Raw genomic sequence first — 19,210 nt, forward strand, 5'->3', positions numbered from 1 at the left:
TCCTTGCGTTTGCTTGATTTCAAACGCCCGACACACACCAAGGTTCCGAAATCGGATCCGGCTTCATGAAAGGCTGTTTGTGCCTGCGAGTCCAGCCCGGCCCGATGTTCAGATCAGCGGCCGTCGATCCTCGCCCAGCCCTTCCCAGTGCGCCAGCTCCTTCAGTCTTTCGTGGTCAATCACCTCGCATCCGCCATCGCGCCATACGATCAGCTTGCGGTCCATAAGCTTGCGGATCGTCTTGTTGGTATGGACCAGCGAAAGGCCAAGCGTATCGGCGATGTGCTGCTGCGTGATCGGGATGCGGACCGGGGCCTTGCCGTTCAGCCCGACCGCGCGGGCGCGGCTGGAGATGAAGGCGATGAGATAGGCCGCACGTTCCATCGCCGTACGCCGGCCGATGCTGAGCAAATTCTCGTCCAGCATGCGTTCCTCGCGCGACGCGATCCAGGTGATGTCGTAGGCGAGACCTGGATGGTTGCGATAGAGCTCATGCAGTTGTTCGCGCTCGAAGACGCACAGCAGCATCGGCGACAGCGCCTCGACGGAGTGCTGCATCTCGCCCATCAGGCTGCCCTGCAGGCCGATGAGATCGCCCGGCATCGAATAGTTCAGGATCTGGCGGCGGCCGTCCGACAGCAATTTGTAGCGGAAGGCCCAGCCTGAGAGCACCGTGTAGAGATGGGCGCTGTGGCTGCCCTCGACCAGGACCGTAGCGCCCTTGTCGACAGCCAGTTCCCCCTTCTTGAACGTGCTGACGAACAGCAGTTCCTTCTTCTCGAATTCGCGGAAGGCCGGCAGCGGCCGCAGCGGGCAGTTTTCGCAGGGATACTGGCGGCTGGAAAAAGAACGACCGTTTTGCCCGGACATTTCGACCCTTCTTCCAACCCTCACTCTGGAGAGGGTGGACAGCAACGCTTTGCAGGGATCGAGGTTCCGGCAATCACCATGCCTTTCAACAGGCCGTGTCTTTTTTAAATGACAGGCCGCCAAATAGCGCTCATGAATCGCTCCGTTTCAAGGAGACATTGCCCGGTGCCCTCATTGCTCGACGGATTGCGGATCCTCGTTCTCGAAGATGAATTCCTGATCGCCATGGATGTCGAGCAGCTGTGCCGCGATTACGGCGCCGGCGAGGTGGTGATCGCCCGCGACCTGACCGAAATCGAGCCCCAGGATGTGGTTGCGCAATTCGACGCGGCCATTGTCGACCTCATGCTGGGTGGCGCATCGACACGCGACTTCGCCTCGGCGCTGCGCGAATCGGGCGTGCCCTTCATCTTCGCCTCGGGCCATTCGGACGCCGACGAGATCAAGGCGTCCTTTCCGGGCGTCAGGCTGGTCGCCAAACCCTATTCGGGAGACGATCTCATCGAGGCCGTGGCCGCGGCCTGCGGTCGTTCGTCTGGATCAGTCTGAATCAGGATGCCGGGCACCGGGACCGGTTGACGCTCACGCTGCGTTCGACCCCGTCACCTGCGCCGAGATCGCATCCGGGCCGTACTCGTCTTCGCCGGAAATCTTCAGGATTTCCTGCAGCCGTGTGCGGGCGCGGCTGACCCGGCTTTTGATCGTCCCGACCGCGCAGCCGCAGATCTCGGCGGCTTCCTCGTAGGAAAAGCCCGACGCGCCGATCAGGATGATGGCTTCGCGCTGGTCCTCGGGCAGTTGCTCGAGCGCACCGCGAAAATCCTTGAGGTCGAGCTGGCCGTGCTGGGCCGGATGCACCGCGAGCCTCGCCGTCATGATGCCGTCGCTGTCCTGCACCTCGCGGCCGCGCTTGCGCATTTGAGAGTAGAATTCATTGCGCAGGATGGTAAACAGCCAGGCCTTGAGATTGGTACCGGGTTGGAAGCTTTCATGCTTGTCCCAGGCCTTGACCAGCGTTTCCTGCACCAGATCGTCGGCCTTGTCGGCGTTCTGTGTCAGCGACACGGCAAAGGCGCGCAGGCTCGGGATCGAGCCGAGCAGATCGGTCTTGAAGCTCTGGGAAACGGCCGTCATGCTCAGTCCTTCTTCGGCGCGGGTTCGGTCCGCTCCAGCTGGCTGAGCAGCTGGGCAAAGCGATCCGGCACGTGATCGGAGACCAGCTCGTCGTAATATTGCTTGAGTTTGCGGCCGATTTCCGAATTTGGCCCGAGCGGGTCACCGGAACCGGCCCGGCGCCTGCCCGCGGCGCCAGCCATGGTATCTTTCGTCATTTTTTTCATTTTGCCCTTGATTCCAGCACCCGAGCCGCACCCCAACAACACAAAACAAAAGGCAAGCGGCACCCTCGTCTGGTTTGCCCGTCCCAGCCCAGAACGCCATCCTCTTATATTAGTTCCACGTTGATCGGAACTTTTTAGGAAAGCTGGCGTTTGGGTTTTCGGGACTTGCGTTCGGCTTGACCTGCGAATTATGCAATTGCGTCATCTGAGGGAGACGTCCACCATGAGCCTTTCCGCCACCATCGCGCCGCACCTGCCGTTCCTGCGCCGCTTCTCGCGCGCCGTTTCCGGATCACAGGAAAGTGGCGATGCACTGGTCGCCGCGATGCTCGAAGCCATCATCGCCGACGTCGATATCTTTCCCGATGCATCGAACGACCGTATTGCGCTGTACAAGGTTTTCGCCAGGCTGTTCACCTCGATCGCCATCCGTGTTCCGCAGGAGCATGCCCAGTCGGCATGGGAGCAGCGGGCGGCCGCCAATCTGAACGCGATCGCGCCGCGCCCGCGCCAGGCTTTCCTGCTGGTCGCCGTCGAAGGCTTCAGCGAGGATGAGGCGGCGGAAATCCTCGATGCCGACGAACAGGAATTTTCGGATCTGCTTGCCCAGGCGAGCAACGAGATTTCCCGTCAGGTGGCGACCGACGTGCTGATCATCGAGGACGAGCCGCTGATCGCCATGGACATCGAGGAGATGGTCGAGAGCCTTGGCCATCGGGTCGTTGGAACGGCGCGCACTCATGCCGAGGCGGTGACGTTATTCGGCAAGACGCGGCCGAAGATGGTACTGGCCGACATCCAGCTTGCCGACGGCAGTTCGGGCATCGAAGCGGTGAACGAGATCCTGTCGTCCACATCGGTTCCGGTGATCTTCATCACCGCCTTTCCCGAACGCCTGCTGACCGGCGAACGGCCTGAACCGGCCTTCCTCGTCACCAAGCCGTTCAATCCGGATATGGTCAAGGCGCTGATCAGCCAGGCGCTGTTCTTCGACAGGCAGGCCAAGGCAGCCGCATAGGCCGGGCTCGCGCCATCGGGCGCGGCCCGTTTCCCAGATCAATGACGTCTTGCGCCTCGGCCGCTCGACTGCTGCGCCGCACGGTTGAATTTCACGCTCTGAACGGTTTTCCAGGGATCGTCTTTTTCGGCAAATGGTGGAACAAACACCAACCAACCACGTTTTGCCTCAGCATTGGAAGGAGACGGATCATGCTCTACTGGGCGCTCGTATTTCTTGTCGTGGCGATCATCGCCGGCGCGCTTGGTTTCGGCGGCATCGCCGGCACCTCGGCCGGCATTGCACAGATACTGTTCTTCATCTTTCTCGCCTTCTTGATCATTTCGCTGCTTGCCGGCCTGTTTAGACGGGCGTGAAGGGCAGGCGACCGGACACTGGAAGCCGCACCCCTCAAACGGTTTCCAGCCACCGCCGGGCGGTGCACTCCAACGAGGTGCCGCTCGGCGGACCGTTAAGGGAACTCATTTTAGAGTGAACCGTTCAGCCTGGGTTCGGTGGCAAAAATGCGTTCCAGGGCCCCACACATGAACGACAGCCCGCGGAGTGATGAAATCATCGCTCTGCACCCAGCCGAAAGCGGAATGCAGCTTGGCCGGGCTCTTCTTCACGCGCTGCACAATGCCGGCATTTCGGTTCTCTATCAGGATCGCGAGATGAAGACCGTGTGGGCACGCAACATGCGCGCGCCATGGGCGTCCGACACCGGCGACGGCAACGGCATATTGCCGCCAGCGCAGGCAGAACGCATCGGCGCCGCCAAGCGCAACGTCATCGCCTCAGGCAATCCGGAGCGTCTCGAACTCGGTGTTCCCGCCGAGGACGGCATACGCTGGTTCCAGGTGTGGATCGATGCCGATCACGGCGAAAGCGGCGCCGTCCAGGGTGTCGTCACCACCATGGTGGAAACGACCGAGCAGAAACGCCGCGAGCAGACCTTGAAGACACTGCTGCGCGAGGTCAGCCATCGCTCGAAGAACCTTTTGGCTATCATCCAGAGCATCGCCACCCAGACCGGCCGCTATTCCGAGACACTCGGTGATTTCCTGACGCGCTTTCGCGGCCGGCTGCAATCGCTGGCCTCGTCCCAGGATCTGGTGACGTCCTCCAACTGGCGAGGTGCAGCCCTGCGCGAACTGGTCTCCGGACAGGTTGCGCGCTACGGCTCCGACCCGAAGCGCAGCTTGCGTTTCGAAGGCGAAAACCCGTACCTCAACCCAAATGCCGCCTTGCATATCGGCTTGGCGATGCACGAACTCGCCGTCAATTCGGTGAGCTACGGTGCTCTGTCGCGGCCGGATGGCTTTGTCGAGGTCACGGCCAAACTGACCGCCGCTTCCGCCGACAAGCCTGCTTTGTCTCTGACATGGGCCGAAGCGATCGGCGCCCGTGACCGGCAACCCAAGGAGAAACGTTTCGGCAGCGTTGCGCTCGAGCGCGTCGTGCCGACATCGTTGAACGGAACGGCGACGCTCGAGATCACCGGCGAACGTGTCGAATACCGCCTCGTCGTGCCGCACGGCAATTTCGAAACGGACTGACCGGATATCGCGTGCCCAACGCACGAGAAAGTTGCAGTTGTTAACCGGCTGTTCACCATAAAATTGGATGCTGTCTTGCCCGGATAACGCTGGAATCTGCGACCCGCCGGATGTCCCGCCGCGGTCGCAGCGCAACAGAGCAATTCCGGGAAAGCGCGCAGCGGTTTTCCGTTCGGAATTGCGCAAAAACAAATACTTGGAGCGGGCAGCGTTTCTATCAAAGCCGCTCTAAGGGAGGATTGGTCTTGACGGTTGCCGACATCAACAGGCTTGAGCAAGCCGCCCGCGTCTCGATGAGTGGATTCCAGGATCCCGAGGCCCCGCCCTCGGCTTCGCGGCACTTCCACCCTTTGCTTCACTTCACCGCCGTCGTGCTGGTCGCTGCCGTGGTGCTGGCGGCGGCATGGCACCTGACCTGAACCCGAACACTCTCGCGCTCGTCTGAAATCGCTGCGGGGCCTTTTGAACTGCTGCCTCCAATTGTTGGCTGCCGCGCCGCCGGCGCAGGAACTTTGGCTGATTTCGTCCGTTCTTATGGCGAGAGGTTTGTCGCCATGGAACACATCGCTGCTTTGCTCCTGGTAATCGGCTGCTCGAACACCATGACCGAGTGCCGTGAATTGTCCGTGCCGGTCAGCGTCTTCGAGACCGCCGCGGAATGCACCGCCGAAAGGCCTTTTGCCTTGACCGATGTCCAGGGCCAGGCTGCGCATATCGTTGCCGAGTGCCTCACTGTCGATCCGGCGCTGGAGGATGACTACGACCAGATCGTCTGGAACGTGCGCCCGGACGGCACGCTCGACGCCTCCTTGCAGGTTTCCAACCTGGTGGTTGCATCGAACGCTGCGCGCCCCGAAAAAGACTATCTTAGCCAACAGTAAAATCGGGCGGGCAAACGCCGTTGTTTCATGCTAAATGACGGCTGGTACTCGCTAAAATCAGGACAAAGTGAGGAGAGACTCTATGCGGAAAGTGATTATTGCCATGGTTGCCGTGGTCGCAATCAGCGGCTGCAGCACGACCGAGCAGGACGTAGGCGTCGGCGCCGGTGTCGGCGCATTGGCCGGCGGCCTGATCGGCGGCGGCAGGGGTGCGCTCATCGGCGCAGCCGTCGGTGCCGGATCCGGTCTGCTCGTGCGCAACCTGCGCAATGGCTATTGCCAGTACCGCGACAATCGCGGTCGTCTCTACACGGCCCGCTGCTGATCCGCTTCGGCGTACAAGCACAACAACGGAGACCGGTTCGTCCGGTCTCCGTTTTTCTGCGTGGCGCGGGATGGTCCGCTTGCCGCAGTAGCGATTCAGACCAGCGGGATCCTGATTTTCACCTTCAGCCCGTCGGCGTGAAAGTCGCGCTTGATCGTACCGCGCAATTCGCGCGTGACGTTGAGGTCGATCAGCTTGGTGCCGAAACCGGTCTTGGCCGGCGCTGCCAGTGTCTTGCCCCCTGTTTCACGCCAGTTGAGCGCCAGCGTCCTGTCATGCCCACGGCCCTCGACCGACCAGTCGACCTTGAGCGCGCCCACCGAATTGCCGGCCTCGCCATATTTCAGCGCATTCGTCGCCAGCTCGTGGAAGGTCAGGCCGAGCGCCTGCGTCGTCGTCTCGTCGAGCAGCACCTCCGGCCCCGACAATATCCCCTCGGGAAGCTCCTTGCCGAAGACCTGGCCAAGCTCGATGCGCAGCAGGTCGCCAAGATCGGCCTTCTGCCAGCGCGAGCGCGTCAGCATGTCCTGCGAAGCAGCCATCGCCTGCAGCCTGGCCGAGAAGGACGACGAGAACTCCTTCACGTCAGTGGCGTGCGACGCCGTCTGGCGGGCGATCGCCAGCACCCTTGTGATCGAGTTCTTGATGCGATGCTTCATCTCCTGCAGCATCAGGTCCTTTTCGAGCAGGCTCTTTTCGGTCGTCTCGTGCAACAGCGAAACCGCATCATAGGCCCGCTCCTGAAAGCGGGCCACTAGCGCAATGGCCCCGGCAAGCAGCAAACCGAACAGGCCGAGCATCACCGGAATGGCGCGCGAAGAGGGCTGCGAGAAGGCGCTTGTCGGCCTGAACAGGACGGTCCATTGCCGCCCTGCCACGACGAGCCTGCGGGTGACCAGCAGACGGTCGCCAAATATCGAAACCGGCGGCGTCTCGGACTGGAACAGAAGATTTCCGGCATCCACTTCGCCGTCATAGATCTCGGTGTTGACCGGCAGCAGCGGCGCGCGGCTGAGCGCGACCTGGAACAGGTCGCGGGCGCGGAAGGCCGCATAGAGGAAACCCGCTGTCGAGGCGCGCGTGGCATTGATGACGTCAGGCGCGGTCTCGACATTGAGCCGCACGAAAACCAGGAAGCCGGTGAAGGTCTGCGCGGCACCTGTCCCCTGGCCGAGCTGGATCAGGCCGCTTGCGTGCTGCTGGTCGTCGGCCATCGCCTTTTCGATCGCCGCCCGCCGCACCGGTTCGGTGAACATGTCGAAGCCGATGCTGGCCTGGTTGGACGGGTCCATCGGTTCGAACAGCACGACCGGCGTTCGCCATGGCTGCGTCGTCGCCGGATACACCGCATGCGCGACACCCTGGTCGCGCAGTATGTCGCGCTCGACCGCGGCCTCGTCGCCGGTCTTGGCCAGCCTGAGAAAGCCGATGCCGCGCAGTCCGGCGAAATTGTTGTCGACGTCGAGCGCGCTGAAGAAAGCCTTGAATTCGCCACGCGAGATGTCGCCATTGCGGGCGTCGAACAGCGCCTGGGTCGAGCGCAGCAGCGACAGATGCAGGTCGATGCGGCTCTCGATGCGGCTGAGCGCGTCATCCGCCGTCGCGGCGAACTTGATGCGCGCCGCCTCCTGCGTGGCGAAATACGCAAAACCCGCCATCGTCAGGCTGATCAGCGCGACGGCGATGAAGGCGACGATCGGGAAAAACTTCTTCAATGGATGGCGTTGCCCATGGCGATTCGGACCCTTTTATGGGCAAGTCCCCGCGCCAACACAATGGCGCGGCCAAACCATCATGACGGCTGGCATATCACTTAGAAGACAATTAGCCGGCTTACTTGATGTCTCAGGCGGCGATTTTCAGCGCGCCTGGCCCGGGAATGGCGCCGGGTGGGCACTTGCCGAGGATGATCATGCCGAGCACCTCGTCCTGGGTAACGTCGCTGGTGCGCGCCGTGCCGACGACCTGGCCGTTCTTCATCACGCAGACCCGGTCGGCAAGCTCGAACACGTCGTGGATGTCGTGGCTGATCAGGAAAATACCGATGCCGTCGGCCTTGAGCTGCCTGACCAGTTCGCCGACCTGGGCTGTTTCCTGCGGCCCGAGTGCGGCCGTCGGCTCGTCCATGATCAGGATGCGGGCGTTGAACAGGATGGCGCGCGCGATCGCCACCGACTGCCGCTGGCCGCCCGACAGTTTAACCACCGGTTCCTTGAAGCGCTGAAAGCGCGGATTGAGCCGGCCCATCACCTTGCGCGCCTCGGCTTCCATGGCGACATCGTCTAGCGTGCCCCAACCGGTCATCAGCTCGCGGCCAAGGAAGAGGTTGGCGGCGGCGTCGACATTGTCGGCCAGCGCCAGCGTCTGGTAGATCGTCTCGATGCCGTATTTCTTGGCGTCGCGCGGATTGGAGATCGAGGCCTCCTCGCCATTGACGAAAATCTGGCCCGCATCGCGCTTATAGGCGCCGGACAGGATCTTGATCAGCGTCGACTTGCCGGCGCCATTGTGGCCGAGCAGCGCCACTACCTCGCCTGGGAAGAGATCGATCGACGCATCGTCGACGGCGCGAATGCCGCCGAAGGCGATCGAGATGTTGCGCATGTCGATCAGCGGTGTGCCTGCGGGAGTGGTTTTCTCGGCCATTGTCCTTCTCCTCCCCTAGACGCGCTTGCGATAGACGGTGTCGAGCCAGACGGCGACGACCAGCACGGCGCCGACGACGATGCTCTGCAGCGGCGAGTCGATGCCGAGCAGCACCATGCCGGACTGCAGCGACTGCATCAGCAGTGCGCCGAGCATGGCGCCCAGCACCGTGCCCGAACCGCCGGCCAGCGACGTGCCGCCGATGACGGCGGCGGCGATGACCAGAAGCTCGTCCAGCGTGCCCAGCGCATTGGTCGAGGCATTGAGGCGCGCCGACGAGATCGCCGCGCTGATTGCCGCCAGCACGCCCATGATCATGAACACCTTCATCGTCACCCAGCGGGTGTTGATGCCGGCGAGTTCCGCCGCTTCCGGATTGCCGCCGATGGCGAAGACATAGCGGCCGAAACGGGTGCGCCTTGTGATGAAGGTCATGATGATGCCGACCGCGACCGCCATCAGCACCGGGATGGCAATGCCATGGGCGATGAACAGCCCGCCTTCGGGGATGGTGATGCCGTTCTGCTGCGCATACTGGCGCACGATGCCGACCGGCCACGGATAGGAATTGGCGACCCACACCGCGCCAAGGATGGCGGCGCAGGCGACCAAGCCGAGGAATGTCTCCGCCCATACCGGGCGCAGCGGGAAGTTGAAGCGTTTGCGCTGCGAGCGGCCGTTAAGCAGCGCGAAGGCGACTGCCGCGCAGGCCACGACACCGACGATCCAGCTGGCGGTGGCGCCGATCGAACCGCGTGGCCCGCCGCCCATCAGCTGGAAGGTGGCATCGAGCGGCGCGACCGTGCGGCCGCTGGTGATCAGCCACGCCATGCCGCGCCAGACCAGCAGGCCGCCCAGCGTCACGATGAAGGCAGGCACTTCCATATAGGCGATGATGAAGCCCTGGAATGCGCCGATCAGAAGGCCGAGCGCCACGCCGGCGGCGAGTGCGATGATCCAGAGCCAGGGATTGCCGAGCTGGAAGCCGATGACGCGAACGAGAAATTCGGCCTGCGCCACGCCCATGATCATACCGATCACGCCTTCGACGGAGCCGACCGAAAGGTCAATGTTGCGCATGACGATGACCAGCACCATGCCGGTCGCCATGATCGCCACCGACGAGGTCTGCACCGACAGGTTCCACAGATTGCGCGGTGTCAGGAAAAGCCCGCCGGACAGGATATGGATGCCGATCCAGATGACCAGCAGCGCACCAACCATGCCGAGCATGCGCGTATCGAGTTCGGTTGCCTTGAGAAAGCGCCCGACGGCGCTGAGCTCGGCAGCCCGCGCCCGATCCGCGGTCGCATTGGCGACCGGCGTGTTGGAAGCCGTATCGGTCATGATGTCCTCCCACCGGTCTGCCGTCTGGCGCGGTTGCCGGAAACATGATGCTATTGGCTTTCCCGGCTCAATTGAAGCGGAAAGCCCGTTTGAGAAACGCCGCGGCTTTGGGGCCGCGGCGCCGAACTCGCTACCGGTATCGGCCCGGCTTAGTTGCAGGCCGCGACGCTGCCTGCGGCAACGCCGGCGCAAACCTCGTCCTTCTTGATCCAGCCGGCATCGATGACGACGTTGAGGTTGTCCTTGGTGATCGCCACCGGGGTCAGGAACAGCGACTTGACGGTGTTGCCGCCCGGCGTCGTGAAGTCCGTGGCGCCGGCAATGTCGCCGGTCTTCTTGCCGTCGGCCAGTTGCGAGGCGATCTCGGCGGCGTTCTTGCCGAGTTCGCGCGCGTCCTTCCACACCGACACGGTCTGCGTGCCGAGCGCGATGCGGTTCAGCGCGGCGTGGTCGCCGTCCTGGCCCGAGACCGGAACGGTTCCGGCCAGTCCCTGCGCCGTCAGCGCGGCAACGACGCCGCCGGCGGTGCCGTCATTGGCCGCCACCACCGCATCGACCTTGTTGTCGTTGGCGGTCAGGAACTGTTCCATGTTCTTCTGCGCATTGGCCGGCAGCCAACCGTCGGTATAGGCCTCGCCGACATTCTTGATCTTGCCGCCGTCGATGGCTTCCTTCAGCACTTCCATGGAGCCGGCGAACAGGAAATCGGCGTTCGGATCGGCACCCGAACCCTTGATGAAGACGTAGTTGCCTTCGGGCTTCGCCTTGAACACTTCGCGGGCCTGCATGCGGCCGACTTCCTTGTTGTCGAAGGTTAGATAGAACACGTCCTTGTTCTCGATCAGGCGGTCATAGCCGACGACCGGAATGCCCTCGTCAAGCGCCTTCTGCACCGCCGGCCCGATGGCCGAGGCGTCCTGCGCCAGCACGATCAGCGCATTCGCACCTTGCGAGATCAGGCTTTCGACGTCGGTCAGCTGCTTGCCGGGATTGGACTGCGCGTCGGCGGAAATGTACTTGTCGCCGGCGGCTTCGATCGCTGCCTTCATCGCCGCCTCATCGGTCTTCCAGCGCTCTTCCTGGAAGTTCGACCACGACACGCCGATGACCTTGTCCTTCGCCTGCGCGACGGACGCCAGCGTCAGCGACATGGCGACACCCGCCAGCATGGCGACTGCAAATTTCTTCATGATATCCTCCCTGCGCCGCGCACGGCGCGACAAACTGACCCGAAGGCCGGCACAAGGCTCTATTTTTTCGAGCCTCGAAAAAATACTGATCCAACGCCGAAGCCCTGTCAACATCGATTCTGACGGTTTTTGATGGGCGTTCGAATTTTTTTCGAGTCTCGGAATAAATAAATGACAGGACTTCCCGATTCTGCCAATATTCAGTGAGCGCGTCGACGGCCTTCGACGTTCACGAAAGGCTGCGGCGGCGGCAGGGAGGAGACGCTGGCCATGTCGGTTGGAATCCGCCACGACGATCTACGCCGGCGCAACCGGGCGATGGTGATTTCGGCCGTGCGCAGGGCAGGCCAGCCGTCACGCACCGAGATCGCCGCGACCACCGGCCTCAGCCATTCGACCATTTCGGCGATCTCCTCCGACCTGATCCAGGAAGGCATCCTGACCGAGAGCAAGCCGAGCGAAGCGGCTTCACTGAAGCGCGGCCGGCCACAGGTCGGCCTCGGCCTCAATCCGGAAGCCACCGCGGTGATGACCGTGGTGCTGTCGCTCAACTTCCTCTCCGTCGCCGTCATCGATTATGCCGGACAGGTCATTGCCGAAGAGCAGCGCCGCCTCGACACGCTGACAATGCCGCGCGACGAGCTGATCGGCGAATGCACGGCGATAGTCCGGCGCCGGTTCGAGGATCCCGATCTCGATGTCCGCAGCGTCGCCCGCATCGCGATGGGCATCCAGGGCATCACCGACACCCATGCCCGCGCCATGCTGTGGTCGCCGATCACGCCGCTGACCGACATCCCCTTTGCCGACATTCTGGAAGCCGAGTTCGGCATTCCCGCCACCATGGAAAACGACTGCAACATGATGGCGGTGGCGCTGCAATGGCGCGATCCCGAACGCTACCGCGACGATTTCATCGCCATCCTGCTCTCGCACGGCATTGGCATGGGGCTGGTGCTGAAGGGCGAACTGTTCACCGGCACGCATTCGTCCGGCGGCGAGTTCGGCCACATGATCCACCGGCCGGGCGGCGCGCTCTGCCGCTGCGGACGGCGCGGCTGCGTCGAAGCCTATGCCGGCAACTATGCCATCTGGCGCAACGCCAGGATGATGAGTGAGGATGCCGAACCGACCGATGTCGGCGACGCCGACATGCGCGCGCTCGCCGCCCGGGCGCGCGAAAGCGACGGGCCGGAGCGCGAAGCCTATCGCAAGGCGGGCGAGGCGCTCGGCTTCGGCCTTGGCAGCCTATTCGCGCTGATCGATCCCGCACCCGTCGCCATGGTCGGCGTCAGCGCCGCCGCTTTCGATCTGATCGAACCGGCGCTGCGCGAGGCGATTGCCCAGACCGCCGGCGGCCAGCACTCGAAATCGATCTCCTTCGACACCGAGCCGAATGAGTTGCCGCTGATCCGCGAGGGCTGCGCCATGCGCGCGCTTGGCTTCGTCGACCAGGAGATTTTCGCGCCGGGCGTCCAGCAGCGAACGGGCTCGGCAGGAAAGAACGTGGCTTGATCGCGACTTGAGATGTGTTGAGAGGCCAGGCCGCGCCGTTCGTAGGCCTGAATATCAGCACATACCTAATCTTCCCGGATCGCGTAGCCTGCTCCGCGGATGGTGCGGATGACGTCAGGCATGCGACCATTGTTGACCGCCTTGCGCAGCCGGCCGACATGCACGTCGACCGTGCGCTCGTCGATATAGATCGTCTCGCCCCAGACATTGTCGAGCAGCTGGCTGCGCGAGAACACCCGGCCCGGATGCCGCATCATGAATTCGAGCAGCCGGAACTCGGTCGGCCCGAGCCTGATCTCGCTCTTCTTGCGGTAGACCCGGTGCGACTCGCGGTCGAGCACGATGTCGCCGACCTTGAGCATGCTGGACAGCACTTCCGGCTTGGCGCGGCGCAGCAGCGCCTTCACGCGCGCCATGAACTCCGGCGTCGAAAACGGCTTGACCAGATAGTCGTCGGCGCCGGTGGAGAGGCCGCGCACGCGGTCGCTCTCCTCGCCGCGCGCCGTCAGCATGATGATCGGCAGCCGCTCGGTCTCGGGCCGCATCCTCAGGCGCCGGCAAAGCTCGATGCCGGAAACCGCCGGCACCATCCAGTCGAGCACCAGAAGATCGGGCACGTTCTCCTGCAGGCGGATCTCGGCCTCGTCGCCGCGCGTCACCACCTCGACCTGGTAGCCTTCGGATTCCAGATTGTAGCGGAGCAGCACCCCCAGCGGCTCCTCGTCCTCCACCACCATGATGCGTGGCGCTATCATCAGTCGGTTACCCCTGTCATGCAGCCGGCGCGGACATCGCCGTCTCGTCCTGCTTGGGACGATTGGCGGGCAATTGCGTGCCTGTCAGCACATAGTAGGCGTTCTCGGCAATGTTGGTGACGTGATCGCCGATGCGCTCGAGGTTCTTGGCGCAGAACAGGAGATGCGTGCAGGCCGTGATGTTGCGCGGGTCTTCCATCATGTAGGTCAGCAGCTCACGGAACACCGACGTGTATTTGACGTCGATGCGCTCGTCGTCGTTCCGGAGCTTGGCAAGTGCCGCAGCATCGGCGGCGGCGTATTCCTCGATCACCCCTTGTACCTGGACCAGCACCAGCTGCGCCATCACATCGATGGAGTGCGACAGGTCGCGCGGCGTGACGCTGAGGCCGACGGTGCCGACGCGCTTGGCGATGTTCTTGGCAAGGTCGCCGATGCGCTCGAGATCGCCGGCCATACGGATCGAGCCGACCACGGCGCGCAAATCGTTGGCCATCGGCTGGCGCTTGGCGATCAGCGTTATGGCGCGGTCGTCCAGCTCGCGCTGGCGCGCATCCATGATGGCGTCGTCGGAAACCACGCGCTGCGCCAGCGCATTGTCCGAAGTCAGCAGTGCACGGGTTGCCCCGCCGACCATCGAGCCGGCCAGTTCGCCCATGTCGGAGATCAGCTTGCTGATCGCCCCGAGATCCTCATCGAAAGAGGCGACGGTATGATGTTCACCCATGATCCTGTCCTCGTGCCTGAAAGTTGCCGCCGGACCGCTCAGCCGAACCGGCCGGTGATGTAGTCCTGCGTGCGCTTGTCGTCGGGGTTGGTGAACATCTTGTCGGTGGCGCCCTCCTCGACCAGATAGCCGAGGTGGAACATGGCCGTGCGCTGCGACACACGCGCCGCCTGCTGCATCGAGTGCGTGACGATGACGATCGTGTAATTCTGGCGCAGCTCGTCGATCAGTTCCTCGACGCGGGCTGTGGCGATCGGGTCGAGCGCCGAGCAGGGCTCGTCCATCAGGATCACTTCCGGCGACACGGCGATGGCGCGGGCGATGCACAGGCGCTGCTGCTGGCCGCCGGAAAGGCCGGTGCCGGGCTCTTGCAGGCGGTCCTTCACCTCGTTCCAGATCGCCGCCTTCTTCAGGCTCGATTCGACGATCTGGTCCATGTCGGCCTTGCGCTTGGCCAGCCCGTGGATGCGGGGGCCGTAGGCGACGTTCTCATAGATCGACTTCGGAAACGGATTGGGCTTCTGGAACACCATGCCGACGCGGGCTCTCAGTTCGACGACGTCGATGTTCTTGTCGTAGATGTCCTCTTCGTCCAGGGTGATCTTGCCGGTCACCCGCGCCGAGTCGATGGTGTCGTTCATGCGGTTGAGGCAGCGCAGGAAGGTCGACTTGCCGCAGCCCGAAGGGCCGATCAGCGCCGTCACCTGATTGAGGCGGACGTCGAGATTGACGTCGAACAGCGCCTGCTTGTCGCCATAGAACACGCCGACCTTGTCGCCGCGCATCTTGATCACTTCGTTCGACTTGGCGTTCATCTTGTCGCCCACTGCATTTTCGAGGGACTGTTCGGTCATGATGTTCATACCAGATGCCTTCTTTTACCAGCGCCGTTCGAAGCGGCGCCGCAGCACGATCGCTGTGATGTTCATGGCCATGAGGAAGACGAGCAGGATGATGATGGCGCCCGACATGCGCTCGACGAAGGCACGCTCGGCCTCGTTGGCCCACATGTAGATCTGCACCGGCAGCGCGGTGGCCGGATCGAAAGGCGTCGTCGGATAATCGGCGACGAAGGCCACCATGCCGATCAGCAGCAGCGGCGCGGTTTCACCGAGCGCACGCGCCAGACCGATGATGGTGCCGGTGAGGATGCCGGGGGCGGCAAGCGGCAGGATGTGGTGGAACACCATCTGCATCTTGGACGCGCCAAGGCCGAGCGCTGCCGAGCGGATCGACGGCGGCACGGCGGCAAGCGCGGCGCGCGTCGCGATGATGATCGTCGGCAGAGTCATCAGCGTCAGCACCAGTCCGCCGACAAAAGCGGCCGAGCGTGGCATGCCGAGAAAATTGATGAACACGGCAAGCCCGAGCAGGCCGAAGACGATCGACGGCACCGCCGCCAGATTGTTGATGTTGACTTCGATCAGGTCGGTGAGGCGGTTCTTCTTGGCGAATTCCTCAAGATAGATCGAGGCGGCGACGCCGATCGGCAGCGCCAAAAGTAGCACGATCACCATCATGTAGAACGAGCCGATGATGGCCACGCCCATGCCCGACGTTTCCGGACGGCTGGAGGCGCCATAGGAGAACAAGCCGGTGTTGAAATGCTCGGCCATCACGCCGTCGGCCTTGAGCTTGTTCATCCAGGCGATCTGCTGGTCCGAGACCTTGCGGCGCGCCTCCTCGACACTGAGATCGATCTGGCCCTTGAAGGCGGAGTCGAGATTGGCGGCGGCGAGGATGTTGACGTCGCGCGTCGTGCCGATGACCGACGGGTCGGCGGCGACGATGTCGCGCAGCTGGACGCGGGCGCCTTCCGACAGGAAGCCCTTGAGCTTCATGACCATCGGCTTGTTGCTGGGATCGATGCCGAGCTTGGCGATCAGCGCGCTTTCGGCGAGCTTGGGATAGTTTGCCTTGATCAGCACGCTCGGATCGGTGGCGCGCTTGTTGGACGGATCGATCATCTTCGCGTCGAAATTGATCGGCAGCGTCACCGTCGTCTGCCAGAAGGCGGTGTAGCCCTTCGAGACGATGGTGATGAGCATGATGGCGAGGAACGCCAGGCCGACGGAGATCGCCAGCCCGCCATAGATGCGGAAGCGGCGTTCGGCGGCGTAGCGGGCTTTCAGGCCGATGTCGCGGCGCGGATGGGCCGCCGCCCGGACCATCGTATCCATGGGGATGTCGGTCATTCGTACTGCTCCCGGTATTTGCGCACGATGTACAGCGCGACGATGTTCATCACCAGCGTCAGCGCGAACAGCGTCAGGCCGAGCGCGAAGGCGACCAGCGTCTGTGGCGAATTGAACTCAAGGTCGCCGGTGAGCTGGTTGACGATCTTGACGGTGATGGTGGTCATCGCTTCGAACGGGTTGACGGTGAGGTTGGCGGCGACGCCGGCAGCCAGCACGACGATCATCGTCTCACCGATGGCGCGCGAAGCGGTCAGCAGGATGGCGCCGACGATGCCGGGGAGTGCCGCCGGCAGGATCACCCGCTTGATCGTCTCGGAGCGCGTCGCGCCGAGGCCGAGCGAGCCGTCGCGCATGGCGCGCGGCACCGCGGTGATGATGTCGTCGGACAGTGAGGACACGACCGGGATCAGCATGACGCCCATGACCAGGCCGGCGGTGAAGATGCTCTGGCCCTGGATGAAGGGCGAGCCGCCGGTCAGCGCCGCCGAGAGATCGCGCAGGAACGGCCCGAGCGTGACCACGGCGAAGATGCCGTAGACGATGGTGGGGATGCCGGCGAGCAACTCAAGTGCCGGCTTGACCACCCCGCGCACCTTCGCCGATGCGTATTCGGCCATGTAGACCGCCGACATCAACCCGATGGGCACCGCCACTAGAAGCGCAACGGCGGCGATGTAGAGCGTGCCGGCGAGCAGCGGGATAAGGCCGAACTGACCCCGGCTGCCGCCCGAACCGGCATCGGCGAAACGCGGATCCCACACCGTGCCGAAGAAGAAACTTATCGGCGATACGCTTTCAAAGAAGGTGATCGTCTGGAACAGCATCGACAGCACGATGCCGATGGTGGTCAGGATGGCGATGGTCGAGGCGGCGAGCAGCCCCCACAGCATCAGCGTCTCGACACTGTTCCTGGCGCGCGCCCGCGGTGCGATCTGCCTCAGCGCATAAAGGGCGCCGGCAATCGACAACGCAAGCGTGACGACTGCGCCGAACCATCCGAGCATGCCCTGGACCTTGTTCGTCTCGACGGCGATCGGGATCATGTAGTCCTGTGTATCCGATGCCAGCGCCACGCCCTTGGCGGCAAGCAGCGGCTGCAGCTCGGCAAAGGTGGCGGGCAGCGCGGTGTTGCCGTCGAGCTGGCGCAGGCCCCTGGCCAGGCTCTTCACCAGGCTGACATCAAGTGCCTCGCTGGCAACCTTGCTGTCGGCGGTGCGCTCCGGCAGGACGGCGTGAATGTGGCGGTCGAGATAGAAAGAGGAACCGATGTTCCAGACGGCAAGCAGCAGAAGGGCAGGCAGGACGGCAAGCAGGAAGGCCCACCAGCCGTGGTAATGGGCACGCGAGTGCGGCTTCACCGTGCCGTTTTCGTGCGCCGCGGCACGCTGCCGGCCGATCAGGAACGCAACCACGCCGATGGCGACGACGATGGCGAGTACGAGCAAGGACGACATGGACCCACCCCCGGGGAAGCTTTTAGTCGCCAGCGCCAATGCGGCAGGCGATAAAACCAGGGCGCGGACTTGGTCCGCGCCCTGGCCTGGAAGTTTGACTACATCGACTTTCCGGCGGCGAACGCGTCGCGCTGGGCCTGACGCTCGGCTTCCGGAGCAGCCACGAGGCCGTATTCGGCGAGCGGGCTTTCCGGGCCGACCATCTGGTCGTCGAGGAAGAATTCTACATACTCCTTCAGGCCGGGAACGACGCCGAGATGCGCCTTCTTGACGTAGAAGAACAGCGGGCGCGAAACCGGGTACTTGCCGCTGGCGATCGTCTCGGTCGAAGGCACGATGTCGTCAACGGTGGCGACCTTCAGCTTGTCGGCATTGTTCTCGTAGAAGGAGAGGCCGAACACGCCGACGCCGGTCTTGTTGGAGTCGATGCGAGCGAGCGTCTCGGTGTAGTCGCCGTCGATGTCGACAGCCTTGCCGTCCTTGCGGACCGCGATGCAGGTCTTGCCGATTTCCTTTTCGTCGGCAACGCCGGCGGCCTTGATGGCGTCCTTGTCGCAGCCGGCGTCGAGAAGCTTGGTCTCGAACACTTCGCGGGTGCCGTGCTTTTCACCGGGAATGTAGGCGGCGATGTCCCAGTCGGGCAGCTTCGGATTGACCTGGTTCCACTTGGTGTTCGGATTGTCGACCAGCTTACCGTCGACAACCAGCTTGGCGGCGAGCGCCTTGTAGATGTCGGAGGGAACCAGCGCCCAGTCCGGACCCTTGATGTCGGTGGCGAAGACGATGCCGTCATAGCCGATACGGACTTCCTGGACTTCCTTGACGCCGGCGTCGGCGCAGGACTTCAGTTCGTCCTTCTTGATCGGACGCGAGGAGTTGGCGATGTCGATGGTGTCTTCGCCGACGCCCTTGCAGAATTCCTTGATGCCGGCGCCGCTGCCGCCGGACTCGACCACCGGGGTCTTGAAGTTGGTGAAGGTTTCGCCGAACTGCTCGGCGACGATCTTGGCATAGGGTAGCACGGTCGACGACCCGGCGACCTGGATCTGGTCGCGCGCGGCGGCGAAGCCGGACGACGCGGCGAGCGCAAGCGCTGCGGCCGACGCCGTGAGGAGAAATTTGTTCATGTGGCCTGCTCCTGTTCGGAAGATGGTCTCTCGGCACCCTTGTCCTAGGCGCCCGGTGAGGCCAATAGCTCTCGATTATTACAGTCGCATGACAGTTTCATGTCAGCCCGGTAACGTCGGACGGCCATGTCGGAAACCGCCGGCTTCCAGCCTTGGCGGCGTATCGCAGGTTTGTCGCGGGAATCAGGGACTTGCGGGATTTTCCAGCCTCATCTGCCCTCGGCGGCACGAGCCGCGCCGCCGAGAAAAGAAAAGCCGGACGGAAACGCGTTGCCCGTG

Annotated in this window: 21 protein-coding genes; 8 read left to right on the forward strand and 13 right to left on the reverse strand. The window is 63.3% G+C overall.

Translation table 11 applies throughout. The features are described 5' to 3' along the window. Positions 1-108: 108 nt before the first annotated feature. Positions 109-870 carry a Crp/Fnr family transcriptional regulator gene (locus A6B35_RS01250; RefSeq protein ID WP_006203851.1) on the reverse strand — a complete coding sequence of 254 codons (762 nt, stop codon included), beginning with the start codon at positions 868-870 and terminating at the stop codon, positions 109-111. 225 nt (positions 871-1,095) lie between these two features. Between A6B35_RS01250 and A6B35_RS01255 the strand changes: the two genes are divergently transcribed. Continuing rightward, positions 1,096-1,419: a response regulator gene (locus tag A6B35_RS01255; RefSeq protein WP_050900763.1), complete on the forward strand. Its 324-nt coding sequence runs from the start codon at positions 1,096-1,098 to the stop codon at positions 1,417-1,419. Positions 1,420-1,452: 33 nt separating this feature from the next. Here the strand turns inward: A6B35_RS01255 and A6B35_RS01260 are convergent, their stop codons facing one another. Both A6B35_RS01260 and A6B35_RS01265 read right to left on the reverse strand, forming a co-directional pair. Then, positions 1,453-2,004, reverse strand: coding sequence for an RNA polymerase sigma factor (locus tag A6B35_RS01260; protein ID WP_006203856.1), 552 nt, complete (start codon positions 2,002-2,004; stop codon positions 1,453-1,455). Positions 2,005-2,006: 2 nt separating this feature from the next. Beyond that, positions 2,007-2,210, reverse strand: a complete 204-nt coding sequence (locus A6B35_RS01265; protein ID WP_040583264.1) for a NepR family anti-sigma factor — start codon at positions 2,208-2,210, stop codon at positions 2,007-2,009. A 223-nt stretch (positions 2,211-2,433) separates the two neighbouring features. Between A6B35_RS01265 and A6B35_RS01270 the strand changes: the two genes are divergently transcribed. The 6 genes from A6B35_RS01270 (at position 2,434) to A6B35_RS01295 (ending at position 5,972) form a co-directional block, all read left to right on the forward strand. Further along, the gene (locus A6B35_RS01270) at positions 2,434-3,228 is read left to right on the forward strand and encodes a response regulator (RefSeq protein WP_006203858.1); all 795 of its coding nucleotides are present in this window, start codon (positions 2,434-2,436) and stop codon (positions 3,226-3,228) included. A 191-nt stretch (positions 3,229-3,419) separates the two neighbouring features. Then, positions 3,420-3,584, forward strand: coding sequence for a DUF1328 domain-containing protein (locus tag A6B35_RS01275; protein WP_006203859.1), 165 nt, complete (start codon positions 3,420-3,422; stop codon positions 3,582-3,584). Positions 3,585-3,731: 147 nt separating this feature from the next. Then, a complete protein-coding gene (locus tag A6B35_RS01280) occupies positions 3,732-4,766 on the forward strand; it encodes a sensor histidine kinase (RefSeq protein WP_040583266.1) in 1,035 nt (344 codons plus the stop codon). A gap of 245 nt (positions 4,767-5,011) precedes the next feature. Beyond that, a complete protein-coding gene (locus tag A6B35_RS01285; protein ID WP_006203861.1) occupies positions 5,012-5,185 on the forward strand; it encodes a hypothetical protein in 174 nt (57 codons plus the stop codon). 135 nt (positions 5,186-5,320) lie between these two features. Continuing rightward, positions 5,321-5,647, forward strand: coding sequence for a hypothetical protein (locus A6B35_RS01290; protein ID WP_006203862.1), 327 nt, complete (start codon positions 5,321-5,323; stop codon positions 5,645-5,647). 82 nt (positions 5,648-5,729) lie between these two features. Beyond that, positions 5,730-5,972, forward strand: a complete 243-nt coding sequence (locus A6B35_RS01295; RefSeq protein ID WP_006203863.1) for a YMGG-like glycine zipper-containing protein — start codon at positions 5,730-5,732, stop codon at positions 5,970-5,972. Positions 5,973-6,067: 95 nt separating this feature from the next. Here A6B35_RS01295 and A6B35_RS01300 read toward each other — a convergent pair whose 3' ends face one another. The 4 genes from A6B35_RS01300 to xylF all read right to left on the reverse strand — a co-directional run bounded on the left by A6B35_RS01300 (position 6,068) and on the right by xylF (position 11,155). Further along, entirely contained in the window at positions 6,068-7,687 is a 1,620-nt protein-coding gene (locus A6B35_RS01300; RefSeq protein WP_006203866.1) for a CHASE domain-containing protein, read from the reverse strand. A gap of 130 nt (positions 7,688-7,817) precedes the next feature. Then, on the reverse strand, positions 7,818-8,618 hold the full coding sequence (locus A6B35_RS01305; RefSeq protein WP_006203867.1) for an ATP-binding cassette domain-containing protein: 801 nt from the start codon (positions 8,616-8,618) through the stop codon (positions 7,818-7,820). A gap of 15 nt (positions 8,619-8,633) precedes the next feature. After that, positions 8,634-9,965 (reverse strand): sugar ABC transporter permease, encoded by a 1,332-nt coding sequence (locus A6B35_RS01310; RefSeq protein ID WP_006203868.1) that lies wholly within the window; start codon positions 9,963-9,965, stop codon positions 8,634-8,636. A 149-nt stretch (positions 9,966-10,114) separates the two neighbouring features. After that, positions 10,115-11,155 carry a D-xylose ABC transporter substrate-binding protein gene (gene xylF, locus A6B35_RS01315; RefSeq protein WP_006203869.1) on the reverse strand — a complete coding sequence of 347 codons (1,041 nt, stop codon included), beginning with the start codon at positions 11,153-11,155 and terminating at the stop codon, positions 10,115-10,117. Between the two features lie 270 nt (positions 11,156-11,425). Between xylF and A6B35_RS01320 the strand changes: the two genes are divergently transcribed. Next, positions 11,426-12,670 (forward strand): ROK family protein, encoded by a 1,245-nt coding sequence (locus A6B35_RS01320; RefSeq protein WP_065518135.1) that lies wholly within the window; start codon positions 11,426-11,428, stop codon positions 12,668-12,670. Between the two features lie 65 nt (positions 12,671-12,735). Here the strand turns inward: A6B35_RS01320 and phoB are convergent, their stop codons facing one another. The 6 genes from phoB to A6B35_RS01350 all read right to left on the reverse strand — a co-directional run bounded on the left by phoB (position 12,736) and on the right by A6B35_RS01350 (position 18,931). Then, complete coding sequence (gene phoB / locus A6B35_RS01325; RefSeq protein ID WP_006203872.1) at positions 12,736-13,425, reverse strand: phosphate regulon transcriptional regulator PhoB; 690 nt, start codon at positions 13,423-13,425, stop codon at positions 12,736-12,738. A gap of 16 nt (positions 13,426-13,441) precedes the next feature. Then, positions 13,442-14,152, reverse strand: coding sequence for a phosphate signaling complex protein PhoU (gene phoU, locus A6B35_RS01330; RefSeq protein WP_006203873.1), 711 nt, complete (start codon positions 14,150-14,152; stop codon positions 13,442-13,444). A 38-nt stretch (positions 14,153-14,190) separates the two neighbouring features. Continuing rightward, a complete protein-coding gene (pstB, locus tag A6B35_RS01335) occupies positions 14,191-15,015 on the reverse strand; it encodes a phosphate ABC transporter ATP-binding protein PstB (protein ID WP_006203874.1) in 825 nt (274 codons plus the stop codon). 15 nt (positions 15,016-15,030) lie between these two features. Beyond that, on the reverse strand, positions 15,031-16,347 hold the full coding sequence (gene pstA, locus A6B35_RS01340; protein ID WP_006203875.1) for a phosphate ABC transporter permease PstA: 1,317 nt from the start codon (positions 16,345-16,347) through the stop codon (positions 15,031-15,033). Then, the gene (gene pstC, locus A6B35_RS01345; protein ID WP_065518136.1) at positions 16,344-17,804 is read right to left on the reverse strand and encodes a phosphate ABC transporter permease subunit PstC; all 1,461 of its coding nucleotides are present in this window, start codon (positions 17,802-17,804) and stop codon (positions 16,344-16,346) included. Before pstC ends, pstA begins: the two co-directional genes overlap by 4 nt. A gap of 98 nt (positions 17,805-17,902) precedes the next feature. Continuing rightward, positions 17,903-18,931, reverse strand: a complete 1,029-nt coding sequence (locus A6B35_RS01350) for a PstS family phosphate ABC transporter substrate-binding protein (RefSeq protein ID WP_006200789.1) — start codon at positions 18,929-18,931, stop codon at positions 17,903-17,905. Between the last annotated feature and the right edge of the window lie 279 nt (positions 18,932-19,210).

Source organism: Mesorhizobium amorphae CCNWGS0123, from assembly GCF_001686985.1.
Taxonomy (GTDB): Bacteria; Pseudomonadota; Alphaproteobacteria; order Rhizobiales; family Rhizobiaceae; genus Mesorhizobium; species Mesorhizobium amorphae.

Excerpts from the sequence above, each read along its gene's own strand:
- A6B35_RS01250 (WP_006203851.1), bottom strand. The coding sequence starts at position 870 with ATGTCCGGGCAAAACGGTCGTTCTTTTTCCAGCCGCCAGTATCCCTGC.
- A6B35_RS01255 (WP_050900763.1), top strand. The coding sequence starts at position 1,096 with ATGGATGTCGAGCAGCTGTGCCGCGATTACGGCGCCGGCGAGGTGGTG.
- A6B35_RS01260 (WP_006203856.1), bottom strand. The coding sequence starts at position 2,004 with ATGACGGCCGTTTCCCAGAGCTTCAAGACCGATCTGCTCGGCTCGATC.
- A6B35_RS01265 (WP_040583264.1), bottom strand. The coding sequence starts at position 2,210 with ATGAAAAAAATGACGAAAGATACCATGGCTGGCGCCGCGGGCAGGCGC.
- A6B35_RS01270 (WP_006203858.1), top strand. The coding sequence starts at position 2,434 with ATGAGCCTTTCCGCCACCATCGCGCCGCACCTGCCGTTCCTGCGCCGC.
- A6B35_RS01275 (WP_006203859.1), top strand. The coding sequence starts at position 3,420 with ATGCTCTACTGGGCGCTCGTATTTCTTGTCGTGGCGATCATCGCCGGC.
- A6B35_RS01280 (WP_040583266.1), top strand. The coding sequence starts at position 3,732 with ATGCGTTCCAGGGCCCCACACATGAACGACAGCCCGCGGAGTGATGAA.
- A6B35_RS01290 (WP_006203862.1), top strand. The coding sequence starts at position 5,321 with ATGGAACACATCGCTGCTTTGCTCCTGGTAATCGGCTGCTCGAACACC.
- A6B35_RS01295 (WP_006203863.1), top strand. The coding sequence starts at position 5,730 with ATGCGGAAAGTGATTATTGCCATGGTTGCCGTGGTCGCAATCAGCGGC.
- A6B35_RS01305 (WP_006203867.1), bottom strand. The coding sequence starts at position 8,618 with ATGGCCGAGAAAACCACTCCCGCAGGCACACCGCTGATCGACATGCGC.
- A6B35_RS01310 (WP_006203868.1), bottom strand. The coding sequence starts at position 9,965 with ATGACCGATACGGCTTCCAACACGCCGGTCGCCAATGCGACCGCGGAT.
- xylF (WP_006203869.1), bottom strand. The coding sequence starts at position 11,155 with ATGAAGAAATTTGCAGTCGCCATGCTGGCGGGTGTCGCCATGTCGCTG.
- A6B35_RS01320 (WP_065518135.1), top strand. The coding sequence starts at position 11,426 with ATGTCGGTTGGAATCCGCCACGACGATCTACGCCGGCGCAACCGGGCG.
- phoB (WP_006203872.1), bottom strand. The coding sequence starts at position 13,425 with ATGATAGCGCCACGCATCATGGTGGTGGAGGACGAGGAGCCGCTGGGG.
- phoU (WP_006203873.1), bottom strand. The coding sequence starts at position 14,152 with ATGGGTGAACATCATACCGTCGCCTCTTTCGATGAGGATCTCGGGGCG.
- pstB (WP_006203874.1), bottom strand. The coding sequence starts at position 15,015 with ATGAACATCATGACCGAACAGTCCCTCGAAAATGCAGTGGGCGACAAG.
- pstA (WP_006203875.1), bottom strand. The coding sequence starts at position 16,347 with ATGACCGACATCCCCATGGATACGATGGTCCGGGCGGCGGCCCATCCG.
- pstC (WP_065518136.1), bottom strand. The coding sequence starts at position 17,804 with ATGTCGTCCTTGCTCGTACTCGCCATCGTCGTCGCCATCGGCGTGGTT.
- A6B35_RS01350 (WP_006200789.1), bottom strand. The coding sequence starts at position 18,931 with ATGAACAAATTTCTCCTCACGGCGTCGGCCGCAGCGCTTGCGCTCGCC.